At 61.7% G+C, this 20830-nt stretch carries 17 protein-coding genes; 10 read left to right on the top strand and 7 right to left on the bottom strand.

Annotated elements, in window-relative coordinates:
- Positions 1-75 precede the first annotated feature (75 nt).
- The 7 genes from ACXAG1_RS15675 (at position 76) to hemB (ending at position 7795) form a co-directional block, all read left to right on the top strand.
- Positions 76-1896, top strand: coding sequence for a chloride channel protein (locus tag ACXAG1_RS15675; RefSeq protein ID WP_475120217.1), 1821 nt, complete (start codon positions 76-78; stop codon positions 1894-1896).
- A gap of 72 nt (positions 1897-1968) precedes the next feature.
- Positions 1969-2403, top strand: coding sequence for a protoporphyrinogen oxidase HemJ (gene hemJ / locus ACXAG1_RS15670; protein WP_475120216.1), 435 nt, complete (start codon positions 1969-1971; stop codon positions 2401-2403).
- Positions 2404-2509: 106 nt separating this feature from the next.
- Positions 2510-3301 carry a bifunctional hydroxymethylpyrimidine kinase/phosphomethylpyrimidine kinase gene (gene thiD, locus ACXAG1_RS15665; RefSeq protein WP_475090890.1) on the top strand — a complete coding sequence of 264 codons (792 nt, stop codon included), beginning with the start codon at positions 2510-2512 and terminating at the stop codon, positions 3299-3301.
- A gap of 134 nt (positions 3302-3435) precedes the next feature.
- A complete protein-coding gene (hemL, locus tag ACXAG1_RS15660; RefSeq protein ID WP_475090892.1) occupies positions 3436-4719 on the top strand; it encodes a glutamate-1-semialdehyde 2,1-aminomutase in 1284 nt (427 codons plus the stop codon).
- A 127-nt stretch (positions 4720-4846) separates the two neighbouring features.
- Positions 4847-6031, top strand: coding sequence for a benzoate/H(+) symporter BenE family transporter (locus ACXAG1_RS15655; protein WP_475120215.1), 1185 nt, complete (start codon positions 4847-4849; stop codon positions 6029-6031).
- Entirely contained in the window at positions 6031-6657 is a 627-nt protein-coding gene (locus ACXAG1_RS15650) for a GntR family transcriptional regulator (protein WP_475120214.1), read from the top strand. The genes ACXAG1_RS15655 and ACXAG1_RS15650 overlap by 1 nt, the downstream gene beginning before the upstream one ends.
- Before the next feature lie 127 nt (positions 6658-6784).
- Positions 6785-7795, top strand: a complete 1011-nt coding sequence (hemB, locus tag ACXAG1_RS15645; protein WP_475120213.1) for a porphobilinogen synthase — start codon at positions 6785-6787, stop codon at positions 7793-7795.
- 129 nt (positions 7796-7924) lie between these two features.
- On the opposite strand, the gene ACXAG1_RS15640 is transcribed toward hemB, so the two are convergent.
- The 3 genes from ACXAG1_RS15640 to mrcB form a co-directional block, all read right to left on the bottom strand.
- Positions 7925-8281 carry a response regulator transcription factor gene (locus ACXAG1_RS15640; RefSeq protein ID WP_475090898.1) on the bottom strand — a complete coding sequence of 119 codons (357 nt, stop codon included), beginning with the start codon at positions 8279-8281 and terminating at the stop codon, positions 7925-7927.
- A gap of 304 nt (positions 8282-8585) precedes the next feature.
- Complete coding sequence (locus tag ACXAG1_RS15635) at positions 8586-9578, bottom strand: winged helix-turn-helix domain-containing protein (protein WP_475120212.1); 993 nt, start codon at positions 9576-9578, stop codon at positions 8586-8588.
- Positions 9579-9689: 111 nt separating this feature from the next.
- Positions 9690-12386 carry a penicillin-binding protein 1B gene (mrcB, locus tag ACXAG1_RS15630; RefSeq protein WP_475120211.1) on the bottom strand — a complete coding sequence of 899 codons (2697 nt, stop codon included), beginning with the start codon at positions 12384-12386 and terminating at the stop codon, positions 9690-9692.
- A gap of 288 nt (positions 12387-12674) precedes the next feature.
- Between mrcB and ACXAG1_RS15625 the strand changes: the two genes are divergently transcribed.
- Positions 12675-13691, top strand: coding sequence for an adenosine kinase (locus ACXAG1_RS15625; RefSeq protein ID WP_475120210.1), 1017 nt, complete (start codon positions 12675-12677; stop codon positions 13689-13691).
- Positions 13692-13890: 199 nt separating this feature from the next.
- On the opposite strand, the gene ACXAG1_RS15620 is transcribed toward ACXAG1_RS15625, so the two are convergent.
- The 4 genes from ACXAG1_RS15620 to ACXAG1_RS15605 form a co-directional block, all read right to left on the bottom strand.
- The gene (locus ACXAG1_RS15620; protein WP_475090905.1) at positions 13891-15675 is read right to left on the bottom strand and encodes an EAL domain-containing protein; all 1785 of its coding nucleotides are present in this window, start codon (positions 15673-15675) and stop codon (positions 13891-13893) included.
- Positions 15676-15751: 76 nt separating this feature from the next.
- Complete coding sequence (locus ACXAG1_RS15615) at positions 15752-16330, bottom strand: YajG family lipoprotein (protein WP_475090907.1); 579 nt, start codon at positions 16328-16330, stop codon at positions 15752-15754.
- Between the two features lie 200 nt (positions 16331-16530).
- Positions 16531-17058, bottom strand: coding sequence for a copper chaperone PCu(A)C (locus ACXAG1_RS15610; RefSeq protein ID WP_475090909.1), 528 nt, complete (start codon positions 17056-17058; stop codon positions 16531-16533).
- Between the two features lie 26 nt (positions 17059-17084).
- A complete protein-coding gene (locus ACXAG1_RS15605; protein ID WP_475120209.1) occupies positions 17085-17714 on the bottom strand; it encodes an N-acetylglucosaminyltransferase in 630 nt (209 codons plus the stop codon).
- A 355-nt stretch (positions 17715-18069) separates the two neighbouring features.
- Between ACXAG1_RS15605 and ACXAG1_RS15600 the strand changes: the two genes are divergently transcribed.
- On the top strand, positions 18070-19938 hold the full coding sequence (locus ACXAG1_RS15600; RefSeq protein WP_475090912.1) for a protein-disulfide reductase DsbD family protein: 1869 nt from the start codon (positions 18070-18072) through the stop codon (positions 19936-19938).
- A 375-nt stretch (positions 19939-20313) separates the two neighbouring features.
- Complete coding sequence (gene aroQ, locus ACXAG1_RS15595; RefSeq protein WP_475090914.1) at positions 20314-20751, top strand: type II 3-dehydroquinate dehydratase; 438 nt, start codon at positions 20314-20316, stop codon at positions 20749-20751.
- Positions 20752-20830 lie beyond the last annotated feature (79 nt).

Here is a 20830-nt window from a genome sequence, read left to right as displayed (position 1 = left end):
CCTGTTGCCGGCTGATGCCCCCTGTATACTGAGCCGTGCACTCTACCATAAGCCACCCAGATTAAAGGATTAACCGTGCGGCGCCGAACGCAGTCGAAGCCTCCTACCAGCCCATCCGCCCCTCCGCTCCAGAGCCCTCGCCCGCGACTGCTGGACCGACTGCAGCTCGATCTTTCCGCGCAAAAAGCACTGTCGCTACTGGTGCTCCTGGCACTGGTGATTGGTATCTGCGCGGGGCTTGTAGTGATCGGCTTCAGACAGCTGAGTGAGGGCCCGGCGATCCTGTACCTGCCGCGCCTGGAAGATTTTGAATCCCTGCCACCGCTTTGGCGCTTCCTGCTGCCATTCGGCGGCGCCATCCTGCTCGGGATCATTTTCCACTGGGTTGCGCCTTCCGGGCGCCCGGTTGGGGTAGTGCACGTACTCGACCGGCTGCACAACCATCAGGGCAAGATGCCAGTAAAGAATGCTCTGCTGCAGTTTTTTGCCGGATCCCTCGCTCTGCTGAGTGGCCAGTCCATTGGTCGCGAGGGGCCTTCGGTGCATCTGGGCGCCGCCAGCGGCAGCTGGGTCGCACACCGTTTGCGATTGCCAAACAACGCCCTGCGCACCCTGCTCGCTTGCGGGGTGGCCGCGGCGATCGCCGCCTCGTTCAACACGCCGCTGGCAGGGGTTATCTTCGCCATGGAAGTGGTGATGCTCGAATACACGGTTGCGGGCTTTTTACCGGTGATGATCGCCGCAGTCAGCGGTAGTGCGGCGACCCGCCTTGCCTTCGGTCACCAGGCGGCGTTCAGTGTACCCGCCTCGCAGCTACAGTCCCTGGCGGAACTGCCCATCCTGTTCTTTTGCGCGCTGGTGGTTGGTGCGCTCGCCGCCCTGTTTATTGTCAGCCAGCGCCGACTGTTACCCCTGCAATTGCGCGTCCACCCACTGTGGCGATTTGCAGCAGCCGGCGTTGCCACCGGTGTGCTCGCACTCTGGGTGCCACAGATACTGGGTACCGGCTACGACACCCTGGAAATGGCCATGCTCGGGCAACTGGGCATCGCCACCCTCTCCGCCATCGTCCTCGCGAAACTCACCGCCACCGCGCTGGCCACGGGCCTTGGCATCCCCGGCGGGGTAATCGGTCCCAGCCTGATTCTCGGCGCCTGCATTGGCGGTGCCGCCGGCCACCTGGCCAACCTCTGGCTCGGTGCTGCTACCGCCAGCCCCGGGCTCTATGCCATGGTGGGAATGGCGGCGATGATGGCAGCGCTTCTCAATGCGCCGCTCGCCGCGCTGCTGGCAATACTCGAGCTTACCTACAACCCCAACGTCTTGTTTCCCGCCATGATGACCATCGTGGTGGCCTGCCTGGTGAGCCGCCAGCTGTTTTCCACCGAAGGCATATATCAGGAATCCCTGCGCGCCCTCGGGAAAAGCGGCACCCCCTCATGGCGCGCGCAAATGCTCAGCCGCGTGGGGGTTGCTGGCGCCATGGAGCGGGCAGTGACCGTCACACCGCAACTTCTCGCGCGCAGCCAGGCAGAACGGCTGATCCACCAGCAGCCCGCATGGCTACTGGTGGATGGAGAAAACGGCGCTCAGGCCCTGCGCACGGCGGATCTGGCGAACTTCCTGCAGCGGCCGAAAAAGGAAGGGGAAGAAGGTGAACCGGAGCAGAGCGAAGCAGAGAAAATTGACCTGCTGCGCCTGCCCGGGGAGCGTCTGCAGCTGGCACCGCTGAGCTGGCGAGCCACCCTGCTGGAGGCCCAGCAGGAACTGGAGAAACGCGGCGCGGGTGCCCTTTACGTGGGGCGCGATTACGACCAGGGAAGCCCGGGTGTACTGAACAGCGATGTGGCGGGTATCATCCTGCCGCAACACATAGAACATTATTACCGGCAATAAACCTCTCTGAGAACGCCGAACGACGAACTGCACTATCGATTAAACCGGTATTCCTCCGGAAAAGGAGCTTCGATGCTTTGGGTAAAAGCCTTTCACATCATCTCAATGGTCTGCTGGTTTGCCGCACTGTTTTACCTGCCGCGGCTGTTCGTCTATCACATCGACGCTACCGATTCGGTAAGCAGGGATCGATTCAAGATCATGGAGCGCCGCCTGTACCGGGGTATTGCCACTCCGTCTATGCTTGCCACCCTGGCGTTTGGCATCTGGCTGATTTACATCAATCAGTCCTACAACCCCGAATACATGAGGGCTGCCGGCTGGCTACACGCCAAGCTGACGCTGGTGGTGCTGCTGGTCGGCTACCACCATATCTGTGGCAGCTATGTGAAAAAGTTTGCCGCGGGCACCGTGACCAAGAGCGGTCGTTATTTCCGCATCTTCAATGAACTCCCGGTACTGGCACTGCTGGCCATTGTGATTCTTGCGGTGGTGAAGCCATTCTAAACCGGCCTCCCAGGGGCCAATCCACCGCGACAGGGGCGCGCCAGGCCACCCGGCCACAGCGGCCCCGGCTAGAATTAGGAAATCTGCGAGGAGTTCCCAAACGCCCATGGATACACGCCAGCCTATTGTCCTCACCGTCACTCACCACGACCCCAGTGGTAGTGCCGGTATTGCCGCCGATACGGAAACCGCTGCAAGCCTGGGGTGCCACTGCGCCTCCGTGGTATCGGCAATCACCGTGGGCGATACCAGTGAATTGGCGGGAGTGGCACCGGTGGACGACAGCCTGCTGGTGGAGCAGGCCCGCGCGGTACTTGAGGATATGCCGGTGGCCGCGATCAAAATCGGTTACCTGGGCTCGGTAGAAAATGTCCACGCGCTGCACAGTGTGCTGCGGGACTACCCGGATATCCCGCTGATCATCGACCCCGATGCGACCCTCGCCGACAAAGAAAGCCTGCTGGCGCCCCCTCTGTGGAAAGCCATGAGTGACCTGCTGTTGCCGCTGGCCACCCTGGTAGCCCCCAACCGACGCGAAGCCCGCGCCATGGCCGGCGAGGCCGATGTGCACGATGCCCAGGCCCAGGAGCTACTGGAAACCGGCTGCCGCTACCTGTTGCTCACCGGCGTACCCGCCTGTGATCAACAACTGGAAAACCGCCTCTACGACGTGCGCGGCCTGGTGCGTGAATTCCGCTGGCAGCGACTCCCTCCGGCAGCCTACGGAGCCTGTGGCACACTGACCACCGCCATCGCCTGCCACATCGCCCACGGCCTCACCATGTTGGAGGCGGTCAATCGCAGCCAGCAGTTCACCTGGAGCGCCATCGCCGACAGCCGCCGCCTGGGAATGGGGCGCCCGGTCCCCAACCGGTTGTTCTGGACCTGCAAGGACTGATCGAAAGCCTCCCGGCCCCGCCCAGTGGATAATTCGCCATCCGGTTTGCGACCGATGGCGACGCCGCCGATAATACGGCTCAATTTCCGATCCCGAATTCCCTTCACACTTTCAAATCCGGTGTCCGTATTTCTATGAGCAAATCCGAATCCCTCTTTGCCGAAGCCCAGAAAGTCATCCCCGGCGGTGTCAACTCGCCGGTGCGCGCCTTCCGCGCAGTGGGTGGCACTCCGGTATTTATTGAGCGCGCCGAGGGCGCCTACCTGTACGACGCCGACGAAAAGCGCTACATCGATTACGTGCAGTCCTGGGGCCCAATGGTTCTCGGCCACGCGCACCCGGATGTGATCGACGCGGTGGTTGAGCAGGCACAGTCCGGTTTGAGCTTCGGCGCCCCCACCGAGCTGGAAACCGAGCTGGCGGAAGAGCTGTGCCGCGTATGGCCGAATATGGACCTGGTGCGCTTCGTCAACTCCGGTACCGAGGCCACCATGAGCGCCATCCGCCTGGCCCGCGGCCACACCGGGCGCGACAAGATCGTGAAATTCGAAGGCTGCTACCACGGCCACTCGGACTCGCTGCTAGTCAAAGCCGGGTCCGGCGCACTCACCATGGGCGTACCCTCTTCCCCCGGTGTCCCCGCAGCGCTCGCCGACCACACAATCACGCTCACCTACAACGATATCGAAGGTGTGAAAAAGTGTTTCGCCGAGATCGGCGACCAGATCGCCTGCATCATCGTCGAGCCGGTGGCGGGCAATATGAACTGCATTCCACCACTGCCGGGCTTTCTGGAAACCCTGCGCGAGGTCTGCGACCAGTCCGGTGCGGTACTGATTCTGGATGAGGTGATGACCGGCTTCCGCGTCAGCCTGACCGGCGCTCAGGGCCACTACGGTATCGAAGCCGACATCACCACCCTCGGCAAGGTGATCGGTGGCGGTATGCCGGTGGGCGCCTTCGGTGGCAAGCGTGAAATCATGGAAAAGATCGCGCCGCTGGGTCCGGTGTACCAGGCGGGTACACTGTCCGGGAACCCCATGGCCATGGTGGCGGGCCTCGAGACCCTGCAGTTGATCCAGAAAGAAAACCTTTACGACGAACTCACCGCGAAGACCGATCGCCTGGTAGATGGCGTACTGGCCGCAGCCAAAGAGGCGGGTATCCCGCTCACCGCCAACAAGGTGGGCAGCATGTTCGGCTTCTTCTTTACCGACGCGGATAAGGTCAGTAACTACCAGCAGGTCATGGCCTGTGACACCGAGCGCTTCAACCGCTTCTTCCACGGCATGCTGGAAGAGGGCGTATACCTGGCACCGGCCTCCTACGAAGCCGGGTTCATGTCCGCCGCCCACAGCGATGAAGATATCGACAACACCATCGCCGCCGCGCGACGCGTGTTTGCCCGCCTCGACTGACCACACTGCTGCTCCGCGACCCGACTCAAGCGGTGGCGGAGCAGCAACGGCTTTTCACGCAAGTCCCTGTTGCGCCCGATCCTCACCTGATCAAAAATGTATACATTTCCAATTAGGTATACATTTTATGGAGCAGGTCGCGCAGCGCTCTCTCAAAGCCGATACCACGCTGTCCGCCATCAGTGCGGGCTTTGCCGCCGTGCTGGTGGGCTTTGCCAGCTCCGTTGCCATCGTGCTGCAGGCGGCTGAGGCTGCCGGCGCCAGCGAGGCACAAATGGTCTCGTGGATCGGGGCCCTCGGCCTCGGTATGGGCCTCACCTGCATCGGCTTTTCCTGGTATTACCGCGCGCCGGTGGTTACCGCCTGGTCCACCCCCGGGGCCGCACTGCTGATAACCAGCCTGCACGGGGTTTCCCTGCCCGAGGCGGTTGGGGCCTTCCTGTTCAGCGCCGTGCTCACATTGGTTCTGGGAGTCTCCGGCGCTTTCGAGCGGATTGCGGCGCGGGTGCCACTACCCCTGGCCAGCGCCATGCTCGCGGGGATTCTGCTGCAGTTTGGGCTCTCTATCTTCACCTCCCTGCAGGCCAGCCCTGCACTGGTGGGCGCGATGCTGCTCACTTACCTGCTGGGACGGCGCTGGCTACCGCGCTACTGCATCCCACTGGTGTTGGCCGTGGGCTTTGGCGCCAGCTGGCTACTCGGGGAAATTCACACAGAGCAACTGAACTGGTCCTTTGGCCAACTGCAGTGGGTGGCGCCGGTGTTTAACCCGGCGGTATTGCTGGGTGTGGGACTGCCGCTGTTTATCGTCACCATGACCTCACAGAATCTACCGGGGGTCGCCATCCTGCGCGCCAGCGGCTATTCCGGGGTCCCCGTGTCACCCGTGGTGGGAGGCACCGGGCTGGCCGCGCTGGTACTGGCACCATTCGGCGGCTTTGCGTTTAATTTCGCGGCCATTTCCGCCGCCATCTGCACCGGCCCAGAGGCACACCCCGATCCCGGACGGCGCTATATTGCCGGCATCGCTGCGGGCGTGTTTTACCTGCTGACGGCACTGTTTGGTGCAAGCGTGGTGATGCTGTTTGCGGCACTCCCCCATGCGATGATCGCCGGTGTCGCCGGGCTGGCACTAATCGGAGTGATCGGCACAAGTCTTGCCGGCGCCACTGCGGACGCCGACAGTCGCGAGGCCGCGCTGGTCACCCTGCTGATTACCGCTTCCGGAGTCAGCTTTTTCGGAATCGGTTCCGCGTTTTGGGGGCTCGCGGGCGGCCTCACTTGCCACTGGCTGTTGCAGCGGGGGCGGTAATGGATCTTTACCAGCAACTCAAACAAGACCTGCAACGGGGGCATTTTTCCCCCGGAACCCCACTCAAACAGACGGAGATCGCGGAGCGCTACGGTGTCAGCCGCATCCCGGTGCGGGACACCCTGGCGCGATTAAAAGCGGAAGGCTGGTTGTGCGAACACGGCAAACGGGGCGTGGCCGTGCCGGTGCTGGACCGGCAGGAAGCGGAAGACCTGTACCTGATGCGTATGCACCTGGAACCTCTGCTACTGGAGCGCGCGGCACCGAACCTCAGCGGCGAGATACTCGGGCGGGCGCGGGACATCCTCGATGCCATGGATCGGAACCCGGCACTCGACGCGGCCGCGCTGGGCCAGCGCAACTGGCAATTCCACACCACGCTATACCGCGCCGCTGCTCGGGTTGCGCTGTTTAACACCGTGGAACAGCTACAGCGCCAGTGCGAACGTTACATCGGCTATCAGAATCGCACTCTCGATTACCAGGCCACCAGCCAGCGGGAGCATCATCAACTGCTCGATTTGCTACAGCAGAGAGACTTCGCTCCGGCATGCGCGCTGCTTGAGCGGCATATTGCCGCCGCGGGGCGCGTGCTGGTGGAGCACCTCAAAGACCGACGTGAGTGAAACCCGTGCTCAGTGAAACCCGTGCCAGTGAAACCCGTGTTCTGGTGTTTGCTATCATGCGCGCCTGTCGAGCAGGCGCAATCACCAAGTCGCGCCCTGCCCATCCAATTTTCGGAGTGCCCACAACATGAGTTTCAGTTCCCATCGCGGCCCCTATCCCCACAGCCGCCCGCGCCGCCTGCGCGCCAGCGAGTTTTCCCGCCGCCTGGTACGGGAAAATCGCCTGAGCACCGACGACCTGATACTGCCGCTGTTCGTGATTGAGGGCCGCGGTGAAACCCAGCAAGTGGCCTCCATGCCCGGGGTGGAGCGACTGACCGTGGACCTGCTCACCGCCAAGGCCAAAGCGCTGGTGCAACTGGGTATTCCCGCGGTGGCGCTGTTCCCGGTGGTAGACCCCTCGGCAAAATCCGACGACGCCCGCGCCGCCTACGACAAGGACGGGCTGGCCCAGCGCGCGGTGCGCGCGCTCAAAGATGCCGCTCCAGAACTGGGTGTCATCACCGACGTAGCCCTGGACCCGTTCACCAGTCACGGCCAGGACGGGCTGATGAACGACGCCGGCTATATCGTCAATGACGACACTGTGGAAGTGCTGGTACAGCAGGCGCTGTCCCATGCGGAAGCGGGCGCCGATGTGGTGGCACCTTCCGACATGATGGACGGGCGCATCGGTGCCGTGCGCACCGCGCTGGAGCGCGATGGCCATGTGAATACCCAGATCATGTCCTACGCCGCAAAATATGCATCCAGCTATTACGGGCCGTTTCGCGATGCGGTGGGTTCTGCTGGCAACCTGAAGGGCGCCAATAAGTTCAGCTACCAGATGGACCCGGCCAACGGCGACGAGGCTCTGCACGAATGCGCGCTGGATCTGGCGGAAGGGGCAGACATGATCATGGTGAAGCCAGGCATGCCCTATCTCGACATCGTGCGTCGGGTGAAAGACGAACTGAAGGTGCCCACCTTTGCCTACCAGGTGAGCGGTGAGTACGCCATGCATTGCGCGGCGTTTGAAAATGGCTGGCTCAATCGCGAAGCGGTGATTCTCGAGTCCCTGCTCGCGTTCAAGCGCGCCGGGGCAGACGGGGTGCTGAGCTATTTTGCAGAAGAGGCCGCGAAGCTGCTGCAGCGGTGATGGCCTAGGAGAAAAGCGTCAGGGGCCGAGGCCGTACGATGTGGCAGCCGGCCCCTCGATCCTGGTATCTAATACCAAATCCCCGGAACCTCTCTGCGGTACCTACTTTGCCCTTGAGACTGCCCGGTATCAGATCAGGCCCAGTGCCGCGCAGCGGGACACCAGCTGGCCCGAGTTGCGGCAGCCCGCTTTGCGCAGAATACTCTTGCGGTGGTTTTTGACCGTATGAATAGAAATGTGCAACCGCTCTGCAATTTCGGCACTGGTGGCACCACTGGCAACTTGCTCCAGCACCTGGCGCTCCCGCCGGCTGAACGGGGCACCTTCCCGCGCAACCACAGCATCGTTTTGCGCTGTTTCCAGTGTCCGCACTGGCGCCGGCCCGACATCGACGGCGCCCGGTGCCTGCGCAACACCAGCCGCACTTTTTTCACCGGATGCTTCCCCAGCCCTCAACAGCACCGCCCCAAGTCCTGACCCCAACATGACTCCCCCGTCCATTGCACTGAAACCCGGCCATCAAGCCGTGGCTCAAAACACCAGCTTTAAATTCTCGAGCTCCCCCGGTTTCCGGTCTTTGCCGAATAGCCTCACCCGCGTGGGGTGGCTCCAGAGGATCAATGGGGCTAATGTAGCCAGCGAGCTGGCCGGAGGTCTTTGAAAGCTTGTGAATACTTGTGAACACAAGAAATGACGGGGGTCTCAGGGTATTGGAGGGGCAAAACAGAGAGATTGCGAACGGACAAAAAATCACCAAGCCCGCGCTGACTCCCGTGCTATTTGGGACTAATCACAGTGGGCTGGAGACGGGAGCAGGATCCGCCTCAAACAGGGGAAGCACCATCTGATACAGCTCTTCGGCGGTCACCGCCACACCATTTCCGCCGCGCTGATGAACCAGCTGTCGCTGGGTTTCCGACGGCATTATGGTGTAGAGAAAATAGGGGGTATGGTCGCGCTTGCTGCGGATGCGCTCCATCAATTTGAACCCGGCGAGAGGCTCGCTGCCGCGGCCCATGTCCGAGATCACCGCGTCGTAGCGATACATGGACAGCAGGGTCATGGCGTCCTCGGTATTGGTCGCCAGGTAAATCGCAATATTTTTTGACTCGAAGTGACTGCGCTCACTGAGGTTGTTGTCCGGGTTGTCATCCACCCAAAGGATTCGCCCGCGCACGTCCGGTGCCTCGCCAATAACCAGCGGCGCCCCATCGTCGGGAATTCGGCGCGCGGTGATCAGATACACCACCAGTGCGGTGACAACCACCACCACCGCGACCGCGGAAAAAAGCCGCCAGAAACTGCGGTCACGGGCTCCGGAAAGCACTCCGCTGCGCCCCCGCGGTGGGGACTCCAGCGCAGCGGCCGGCTCACGGATGGGGTCCGCTTCAGAGGACGGCGCGAGTTCCGCCAACTTTTCCGGGGCTGACGCAAGTGCCGGACCGGGTTCTGCGACGGGCTCAATCCGGTGTAACTGCTCCGCGACCTCGGGCGACAAACGGTAGCCTCGCCCGTGTTGGGTCTGGATCAACTCACCGCTGTAACCCAACTCACGAAACCGTTTACGAGTGTCGGAAACCAACCGCCCCAGCGACCACTGGGATACCACGGTATCTGGCCACAGCTGTTCCAGCAGGGACTGCCGCGCACAGCATTCGGGATAAGCAGCAATCAACAACGCCAACAATTGCAACTGGCGCGCATCCGCATCCACGCTCTGACCATCTGCGGTCAGGCGAAGGTGCGCCATATCCAGAATAAAATTGTCGAATCGATACTGCATCGTCTGACGGATTTGGAATCGTTACCGGCGAAAGATTATGAACGATCGTCTGCGTATAAGGCCAGTACGAAATCCTGTAATCGACCGGGTGACGCGATCATATTGGCCGGATCAGGGCCACTGATCGTCCTCCTCCTGCGGCGGCCAGGGCTGGGCGTCTTCCACAGGCGCACCGCGGCGGCGCTCCTGTTCCTGCAGGCGCTGCTCGAGCTGACGCCGCTCTTCCTGCGCGCGACGCTCCTCCTCCAGATAGCGCTGCTCCTGCAGGCGGCCGGACTCCTCCAGGCGCTGCAAGCGCTCCGCTTCCGTCTGCGGAATGCGCTGCTGGGGTGGGTATTGCTGCGGCTGCTGGGGCACCGGCTGCCCTTCGCGGTCGAGCTGCTCGCGCAACTGGCGCTCACGCTCCTGCTGCTCTTTCTGCTGGCGCTCCCGGCGCTGCTGCTCCGGGTCAATCCCCCAGCCGGGCGTCATGTCCTCTCGCGGCGCCACATTTTCATCGTCCCGATCAAACCAGTTGCGGAACCATCCTCGGCGCTCGCAGCGCGGATCCGTGACCAGCCGGCTCTCGGTGGAAATCGGCACCTCGCGCCCGCCCTGGCAGTGGCGCGGGTCCATATACTCGCCTTTCTCATTGATGGGCTTCCACTCCACCCCGCGCGGCGCCTGGATGCGGCCGTGACGATGGGGTAGCTGGCGCATGATCTCGGTCCAGATATTCAGCGCACCGGTGGCGCCGGTGAGACTGGTGCGCTCGTTGTCATCCCGGCCCAACCATACCACCGCTGTCACGCCCGGACTGAAGCCGGCAAACCAGCTGTCCCGATAGTCGTTCGTCGTTCCCGTCTTGCCGGCAAAGGGCACACTGTTGGGCAGGCGGCGGTAGGCACTTTTGCCGGTCCCCTCACGCATGACCTGCTCCAGACCGTAGCGCAGCAGGTAGATTGGGACTTTGTCCACGCCGCGATTGGTCTTGGGACGAAAGCGCTGTACCTGCGCACCCTCGGCATCGGACACCGCCAACAAGGTGCGCGGCTGCACATGCTCACCACCGTTGGCCATGGTCTGGTACATCCCGGCCACCTCATAGGGTGTCAATTCAACCGCCCCCAGAAACAGCGATGGCACCCGCGGCAGGCTCGCCTGCACCCCCAGGCGACGGATCGTCTGGCGCACGTTCTCAATCCCGAGGTCCAACCCCAGACGCGCGGTGGCCTGGTTGTAGGAACGGGACAGTGCCACATACAGCGGCACCTGACCGTGGCTGCGGTTATTGAAGTTGGCCGGCATCCACACCTGGCCATCATCACCAACCTCGCGAAGCGGCGCATCGTCGATCAGGGTACCCAGGTTGTATTCGTGAGCGCGCTCCAGGGCGGTCAGATACACCGCCGGCTTGATCAGTGATCCAACTTGACGGCGCGCCTCGAGGGCGCGGTTAAAGCCCGGGTAGTGGGGCCGGCGGTCGCCGACCATGGCGAGCACATTGCCGCTGTGGTTTTCCAGAATGACCGTGGCGCCCTGCAGGGAATCCGCCTTGATCCCGCGATCCTTCTCCAGCTTGGTCGCGCCATCGCTGATGGCGTCTTCCGCAAGCTGCTGAACCGAGGGCGACAGAGTGGTGTACACCCGCAGGCCTGCGGTGCGCAGCTCCTCCACCGAGTAATAGGGACGCAGCTCTTCCAGCAGACGCTCGGTAAACGCCGGATAAGGGTTCTGGGCCGCCGCGCCGACAGTGGCCACTTCCAGCGGCTTTTTCTTCAGCCGCGCGAGATCCTCGGCGCTGATCAAACCCTGCTCCTGCATCACATCCAGCACGGTGTTGCGGCGCTCCAGCGCGCGCTTGGGGTGCCGCCAGGGGTTGTAATAGGACGCACCCTTGGCCAGCCCCACCAGCAGTGCGATCTGATGGGGCTCCAATTGATTCAGGGGTTTGTGGAAATAGAATTCAGCGGCCAGTCCAAAGCCGTAAATGGCGCGACTGCCCTGCTGCCCCAACCAGACCTCGTTGATGTACTCCTGCAGGATATAGGCCTTGTCGTAATGGATCTCCATCAGGATCGCCATCAGCGCTTCGTTAAACTTCCGCCACAGGCTGGGCTTGTGGTCGAAGAATATATTTTTCACCAGCTGCTGGGTGATCGTAGAGCCGCCCTGCACCACACCGCCGGCCTTGAAGTTGGCCACCATGGCGCGGGCAATACCGCGGGGGGAGACGCCAAAATGATGGGCAAAATCCTGGTCTTCCACCGCGATCAGGGTTGCCCCCAACAACGGCGGAATTTCCTCGATCCGCACCGGCGTGCGGTCATCGCCGCCACCGAGCAGTGTGCCGATGGGAGCGGCATCCAGGCGGAATTCCTTGATCGTCGCACCGCTTTCGTCACGCAGTCCACTCAGCTCGTCATTGCGCAGGCGAAAGCGTACCCTGGCGGCCTGCTCGCGCTTGTCGGCATGGATAAAGTCCCGCCGCCACACCACGTACTCCATGCCGTCCCGCTGCCACTGGCCGGGTTCATCAATCGACGGCACCTTCTTGTAATTGAGCGCCGCAAACTCCGCCTCCAGCTCGTCCGGGCGCATCACCATGCCCTCTTTCAGTACCAGCGGACGGGCGAACACCCGCGCAGGCAACTGATACTGGCGACTATCGAGGCGCTCGCGCAGCTGCATATCGAGCCACACCATGTACCCCGCAAGCACCAGAACACCCAGCAGGGCGAGCAGACTGAGCCGCTTGATCCAGCGGCCAAGGCGTCCCTCACTGCGATTGGTACGTTTGCTATTGGAGCGGCGTTGTTTCGCTGGCATAGAAATCCGGAATACGATCAGAAAAAGAAATGGAGTAACAAGTACATCGGGCCTGGGCAAATCCGCCTGTTTCGGGCGTGCCTCAAGCTGTTATAGCGGGCATTTATAAGGTCGGCCGCGCACAAGTCAAACCCGGCGGGTCACGGCGCGCCAACGACCGTCGAACCGTCGCCATTTCACCCCACCCTGCAGCGCCGACGAGTGCCGGCAAACTTGCACTGCACCGGCTGGCCGCCATAATGCGCCCAATCAAGAATATTCAGGCAAGCATTACGGACGCTCTACCCCATGCAAAACCCCGCACACAAGTACGAACTCTACGGCATCGGCGCAGCCCTGCTCGATACGGAAATCGAAGTCACCGATAGTGACCTGCAGACGCTCGGGGTAGACAAGGGCGTAATGACCCTGGTGGATGACAGCCGCCAGCAGCAGCTGGTCGACGATCTCAAAAACCACCTGGTCACCGCCAGCCACGCCTGCGGTGGCTCCGGCGCCAACACCATTATCGGCGCAAGCTACTTCGGTCTCAGCACCTTCTATTCCTGCAAAGTCGCCAGCGACGACAACGGCACCTTCTACCGCGACAACCTCGCCGCCGCCGGCGTCGCCTACCCGCAGGTATTAAACAGCGCCGACAGCGGCACCACCGGCAAATGCCTGGTGCTCATCACCCCAGACGCCGAGCGCAGCATGAACACCTACCTGGGCATCAGCGCCGACCTCTCCGTCAGTGAGCTCGACAGCGAGGCCCTGGCACAATCCAAGTGGGCTTACATCGAAGGCTACCTCGTCTCCTCCCCCACCGGCCGCGCCGCCGCCATCGCCCTGCGCGAACAGGCCGAAGCCGGGGGCGTAAAAACCGCCCTGAGCCTATCCGACCCCATGATGGTGCAACTGTTCCACGACGGCCTCAAAGAAATGATCGGCGGTGGCGTCGACCTGCTGTTCTGCAACCGCGAAGAAGCCCTCAAATACTGCAACACCGAATCCCTCGAAGAAGCCGCCCAGACCCTGCGCAATTCCTGCAAAGCCTTCGCCATCACCCTCGGCGCCGACGGCGCACTGATGTGGGACGGCGAACAGGAAACCCGCGTCGCCAGCCCCAGGGTAAAGGCCATCGACACCAACGGCGCCGGCGACATGTTCGCAGGCGCCTTCCTGTTCGGAATCAATCGTGGAATGCATTTTGCCGAAGCCGGTGAGCTAGCCTGCCGCGCGGCGGCACAGGTGGTGAGTCAGTATGGACCGAGACTGCGCCCGGAGCAGCACAAGGAGCTGCTGGAACAGACGGCAAACGCGTAAAAGCGATAAAGATTACTCGGCAACGAAGTCATACAGCCGATGAGAAGGCCGAGCGGCAGGTAAGGGGTTTCCGGAGCGTCTCCAACAAGATGTTTTCGCCACAGCGCCCAAGGATGGGTTCACAACAGTCCTGAAAACCCCCCCCCAGCGCTTGGCCACCACCAAAGGAAATTCAAAACCACCCAAGGCCCAGAAGGAGTCAATTTACAGAAGAAGGCCGCGGCCCACTAATCTCAGGCAAACAGGCAGCAGCGGCAATCCCGAACCCCTGCGCATAATCCACCCCCATCATCCGCAGCTTCTCCAAAAGCTCCGGCGTCTCCGCAAACTCTGCAATGGTACTGATCCCCATCCGCTTCGCCAGATGATCCACGGTACTCACCATCGCACTGTCGATCTCATCTTCCAGCATATTGCGCACAAAGGACCCATCGATCTTCAGATAATCCACCGGCAACTGACGCAAGTACGCCAGCGAAGAGGCACCGCGACCAAAATCATCCAGGGCAAAACTGCAACCCGCCGCGCGCAGCTTGTGAATAAACATCAGCGCCCGGTCCAGGTTATTGATCGCACTCGTCTCGGTAATTTCAAACTGCACCCGGGACGGGGCCACACCGGCCTCCGTCAACTCGCGCAGCACAAAATCCGCAAAGTACTCATCCCCGAGACTGATCCCGGAGATATTGATCGCATAGTGGAAACCACCGGAACCACTGCTCTGCTCCAGCGCCATATAGTGAAAGATCTTGCGGATCACCCAGCGATCCACATCATCAATGATGCCGTAGCGCTCCGCCGCCGGTAAAAACAGCCCCGGAGAAATCACGTCACCATCGCGCCCGCGCATGCGCACCAGCACCTCGTAATGGTGCACCCGGTTTTTTTCCTGCAGCGCCACCACTGGCTGGCGATACAGCATCAAGCGGTCCTCGCGAATCGCCGCGTGGATCTCCGCAAGCCAGGTACTCTCGCGACGCTTCTCCAGCGCCTTGCGGGAATCCCCGAAAAATTTTACCCGGTTGCGCCCCTGATCCCGCGCCGCGCTACAGGCGTCATTGGCCGATGCCAACAATTGGCTGGCGGGCGGTGCATGGGCATCCACACTTACCGCCCCGATCGACAACGCCGGGCGGGTCTCACTGCTCTCCCACTCGAACACAAACTCGTTCACCGCCTCCCGCAGGCGGGTGACAATACGTTTGGCTTCTTCCAGCGTGCAGTCGCGCAATAGCAGGGCAAACTCGTCACTGCCAACCCGGCCCAGCAGGTCACCTTTGCCAAGACAGCGGGTGAGAATACCGGCAAGTGCAATCAATAGCGCATCGCCGGCGCTGTAGCCCAGCGTGTCGTTCACCACCTTGAACTGGTAAACGTCGAGATACAAAAGAATATGGTGCTGGCGAGGACCGGTGTCACTGGTCAGCAGCTGCTGCAGCGTGTGTTCAAAAGTCTGCCGATTGGGGAGGCGGGTCAGGGCGTCGTGGCTACTGTGCCAGCTGAGGCGGGAGGAAATACGGCGGGCTTCGGAAGTGTGCCGCAATACCAGCACATAACCCTCCAGATTGACGCCCTCTTTGACACTATGGATCTGGATACTGAGCTCTACCAGCTCGCCCTCAGCCCCGCGGTGGTCCTCGTCGCGGCGAATGAACGCGCGGAATTCGCGACGGCTGGGCACCTCTTCGCCCTCACCACTGCTCAACGCCAGATCCAGTGGCTCGCCCTGTTCGCCCTGTAGCGAAAGACTCTCGGAAAGCTGTTGCCCGGGTAGCAACCCCATCAGGTTTCCACACAGCTCTCCGGCCAGCGGATTACTGTAGCGGATACGGCCGTAGCGATCGGTAATCACAACGCCGTCCGCCACTTCACCCAGCGCAAGCTCCGCCGCCGCGGCAGTCAACTGCCCATCGGGCAGCGGATCCGGCGCCGCATTATCGAGCAGGCCATGGTAAGTGGCGTTATTGGGGTCGAATTCAGTCAAGGGACATCCAGTTCAATGGGCCTTCACGGTCACACTTGCTGTTTACACAGTGCATGCAAACGACTCGGCCAGCTTATCACAGGTGCTGGCGCAGGAATGCTTTCAGCTTTTCATCTTCAAACGCCCGCTGCAAGGTCGCGCTGAGCAGCTGATTAATCGTGCTCTCTACCTCTTCCTGGCTGGGCTTAATCAGGTTTCGATCCTTGCCACTGGTGCTGTAGTTACCGAAAAAGGTCGCACCCTTGACCGTCACCTGCAGCTGAATCGCAGCACCGGAATCTACCTTGGTGGTGTACAGCTTATTCGGGCTGCTATAGGTAAGCTCGGTCAGATTGGCCACAACCTGCACATCGCCCGCACCTTCGACACCGCGGAATGACCACGACTCAAAGCCCTGATACAGCGCATCGGACATCGCCCGCTCAATATTGTTGGCCAGCGTGACATTGGAAGAGTCCGCGTAGATCCCACCCAGCGAGCCGAGCCCTTCTCCACCCAACTGGTTGGTGCCACGCGCAGAAAGGGTATAACCGCTACCGATATTGTCCGGCGCGACCGCAACCTGCGGCTTGATCTCCACCTGTACCGGACTGTGGGCGCAGGCACCAAGCATGACTGCAAAACCTGTCACCAGTATTGCGGCCAGTGTTTTCATAACGTTCTCCAGTTTGTTGTTAGCGAGCGGTCACACACGGCGCCGCTACTATTCGATGTTGAAACCAAAAAGGTTGAATTCAATAAAGTTGAATCCAATAGGGATCGAGAGACATCGGTCTTCGCGGACTGATGACAACAGAAAGAGAGACTAATTTCTGTTACCTGCTCACTTTTCTCGTTTGCGGAACCCGATTTTATCTACCCGTGACCATGATGATGGTGGTGGTGCTCCTCCACCTCACCCCCGCTTATGCCCGCGGGTAGAGAGTCGTTCAGCCCCAGCACAGGCAGCTTCAGTTTTTGGCTGCCACCGTCGACAAAGATCAACTGGAGCTCAAGCGTGTCACCCGCCTTCAGACGCACGCCGTGCACCATCAGGTGGGTGGCACCCGGGCGCATTTCAAGGGTCCCGTTGCCGGGGACAGAAATTTCCTTCACTGGCCGCATTTTGCTCACACCATTGACCTGCTGAGTGGTGTGCAGCTCAATCCGAGCTCCGGGGTGGCCGGGCAACGCAATATGCGCGAGTGTTCGCGCGCTGTCACCGCGATTACGCAGATGCAGATAGGCCGCCCCCATCGGTGCGCCGGGAGGCATTTCTCTGGCATACCCGAGCGCATCGACCGTCGATGCGCTTGCGCCTGCTGCGAGCGGAGTATCGGCCCGGGCCACAACAGCCAAACAGACCGTCATGCACACGGCAATCAAGGAGTGGATTCTTGTCATTATGCTTCTTCCCTCGCATCCAAAGATCACGGGCTCTTTTGTAACAGTAATCGGGGTGGATTGCCGAGTTTTATATCACCGCGCACACGGTAACCGGGCACGGCCTGGCGCAACTGCCCGTAGATCCAGCGCCCCTCACTGTCATCCCGCGCAACAATAATGACCCGCAACTGATGCTGCCGAATACGCTGCGCGATACCGGTGAGTATCTGCACCATGGCTTCAGAGCGGGCCGACAGCTCAGCAGGCGGCAGGGCAACCGTCTGCGCACCCGGACCATCCAGGGTGACGTCCTCGCGGGCGCGCTGCTGCTCCCGCTGCGCCTGCTTGCGCACTTCGGCAGACAGCGGGTTGCCCGGGGCGATCTCATCGGCGGTGTTCAGCAGGCTGTTCACCCGTCCAAACGAACGCTGGCGCAACGCATCCCGGGCCTGATCCACAAGTTGCATGACCAGAGTCTGGATACCGGCCGCGGCCTGGGTGTTGCCCGGGTCCAGTTGCAGCACCTGCAGGTAAAAATCGTAGGCGCTGGCACCCGCCGGCATGGTAATAAAACCCTCCCGCTGCGCTTCTTCCGCGCGCCCGAGAAAATGGCGGACGGTGCGCGCGCGGATTTGTTCCTGACTGGGTCCCGACGGGGGCGGCGGCGCAACCACTGGCGGAGGCGGTTCCGGCGGTGGCGTCGCGCACCCCGCGAGCAATGCAAGGGCGAGGCAAACCGTCAATCTGGATGGCGCCGGCATACGACGCACGGCACCCAAGTACCGAGCCCTGCCAACCCGCTTCCGAATTGCGACCGATATCAACTTTCTGATAACCACCTCCACGCAGGCAGTGGCCGCAGCAGCCACTGTTGTTTTTTTGTACCAAGACCACCGCTATACTGCCTGCGCTCGGCCCCTATCGCTGCAAGAGGCGCCAGTCACTCCAGCGAAGCCACTCTGTTCCCGAGGGAACACCGGCCGGCCACAACAGTCCAATTCAGCTCGACTATAAAGAATTTTATTGCCAATGACTGCGAAGACATACAGCGTCGGAGATTATTTCCAACACCTGAGCCCGGGCAGGCAGGGGCTGCGAGCCCGCCTGATCACCGCAGCCGCGGCCATGCTCGCCGCGCTGCTGCTGGGCCTGGTGCTGACCACCCCAGCCCGCGCGTCCGACAATCCGTTCGCAGCTCTCAGTAGCGGGCAGGATGAATTCCTGCCGGTGGACCAGGCATACCAGCTGGACTTCCTTCTCTCCGACGGCAATGCCACTGCATTGTTCCAGATTGCACCGGAATACTACCTCTACAGGGACAAGCTCTCGGTGTACCTGGTGGACGGCGATAACAAGCGCGAGCTGCCTCTTACCCTTGAGGCCGGTGAAGTCATCTGGGATGACTACTTCGAAAAAGAAACCGAAGTCTATCGCTGGCAACTGGAGGTACCCCTGGCACTGGCTAGTGGAACAGGCAGAGCCCAGGTACAGGTGCACTACCAGGGCTGCGCTGATGCGGGGCTCTGCTATCCGCCGCAGATACGCAACTTCGAACTGGACCTGACACAGAAAACCGCGACCGCCATTGAAGGCAGCGGTGGATTTGGCTCCGGCGGCAGCGCAACCACAAACACCGCCAAGCCCCTGCAAGCCACCAGTACGGCGGGCAGTAGCGGTGGCAGCCTGCTACTGGCCATGGCACTGGCCTTCGGCGGCGGTCTGCTGCTGAACCTGATGCCCTGCGTGTTCCCGGTACTCTCGATCAAAGCCCTGGCGATTACCCACAACGGCGACCGCCAGCACCTGCACGGCTGGTCCTATACCGCCGGCGTGGTGGCCACCTTCCTGCTGATTGCGGCATTGATGCTTACGCTGCGCACCGCTGGTGAAGCGGTAGGCTGGGGCTTCCAGTTGCAGTCTCCGGTGGTGGTCGCCGCGCTGGCGTATCTGTTCTTCGCCATGGGGCTCAGCCTGTCCGGGCTGACCGAATTTGGCGGCCACCTGATGGGCCTTGGCGCCGGTAGCGAGAGCAAGGGCCTCGGCGGCTCCTTCTCCACCGGCGCACTGGCCACGGTGGTTGCCAGCCCCTGCACCGCGCCGCTGATGGGTTCCGCCCTCGGCTTTGCGGTTACCCAGCCGGCACCCATCGCGCTGGCGGTCTTTGCGGCACTGGGCTTCGGCATGGCCGCACCCTTCCTGCTGCTCACCTATATTCCCGCCCTGGCCCAGCGCCTGCCGCGCCCCGGCCCGTGGATGGACACCCTGAAGCAGCTGCTGGCCTTCCCCATGTACCTGACCGCGGTCTGGCTGCTGTGGGTTCTGGGACGCCAGACCGGTAGCGATGGCGTGGCACTGGTACTCGCCGGTGCCGTGGCCATCGCCTTCGCCCTGTGGCTGTGGCCAGCGGCCACCTTTAACGGTAAGCGCTGGCTGCGCAGCGGCGTCGCCATTGCGGCAATCGCCGGCGCGGTTTGGGTACTGCCCAACCTGAGCACCGCACCCGGTCAACTGGCCCAGAGCAAAAGCGATTACTGGCAAGCCTACTCCCCGGAAGCGCTGGAAAGCGCGCGCAGCGAAGGCCGCCCGGTACTGATCAATATGACCGCTGCCTGGTGCATCACCTGCCTGGCCAACGAGAAAGTGGTGCTGTCCAGCGACGCCATCAAGGCCGCCGTTGGCGACATGGGTTTCACCGCGCTGAAAGGGGACTGGACCAACCAGGACCCGCAGATCACCGAATTGCTGGCCCATTACGGCCGCTCCAGCGTGCCTCTCTACCTGCTGTTCCCCGCCGGTGGCGGTGAGCCCCAGATACTGCCGCAGATACTCACCCGCGATGGACTGCTGACCGCCATGCGCAACGCTGTCAGCGACCAAGCGGTTGTGGAAAGCCGGTAAAACCAACGCCAACAGCCTCCCGAAAGCCGGCGGGCAGCAATGCCGCCGGCGCCACACATTTACCGCCTGTAGCGCCACTGCCACAGAATCAGCCCAGACCACCGTCATTCCAGCCATTCAAATAGGTGAAGCAGCCACCCCTCTTAAAACTTTGCGCTAATTAGGGCGCGAATTTCGGCGAACTGCGCGCAACTTCTCTATTTTGACATTTGAGGCATGGACAGAGGGTCACTTTTGCGGCAAACTCCGGCGCAATTTCGGTAAATCTGCCGTTTGACGTTGTTTTCCGGGCAGTTACATGACTTTTTCCGGATTTTAGTCACAATTTCGCGCGCCCCTCCAAATCTGCGGGCGAGGCATAGAGCGAGGCACAGAATGGCGAAACTGCTGTTGCTACACGGCCCCAATCTGAACCTGCTGGGCACCCGCGAGCCGACCATCTACGGCTCCACCACACTTGCCCAGATCGACGAAGCCGCCCGCGCCCAGTGCGCTGCCGCCGGCTGTGAATTCGACAGCCTGCAGAGCAACCACGAGGGCGAGCTGGTAGAGCGCATCCACCGGGCATTCGCCGACAAGGTGGACTTTATCGTCATCAACCCCGCCGCCTTTACCCACACCAGCATCGCCCTGCGCGATGCCCTGGCGGGCGTATCGATCCCGTTTATCGAAGTGCACCTGTCCAACCCCCACGCCCGTGAAGCTTTCCGCCACCATTCGTATTTATCCGATCTGGCGCAGGGTGTTATCTGCGGGTTCGGTGCAGATAGCTACACTTTGGCCCTTGAGGCGGCCCTCAAGCGGCTGAACTAAGCACTACCCCGTACAAAGGCAATACAGATTTTTCATTCCCCGGCTGCGCGCCGGGGAACCAGCAATCAAAAAATCGAGA

This window comes from Microbulbifer sp. ABE4_465, assembly GCF_056160765.1.
The sequence above is the reverse complement of the archived record's forward strand: the minus strand, read 5'-3'. Positions and strand labels throughout refer to the sequence as shown.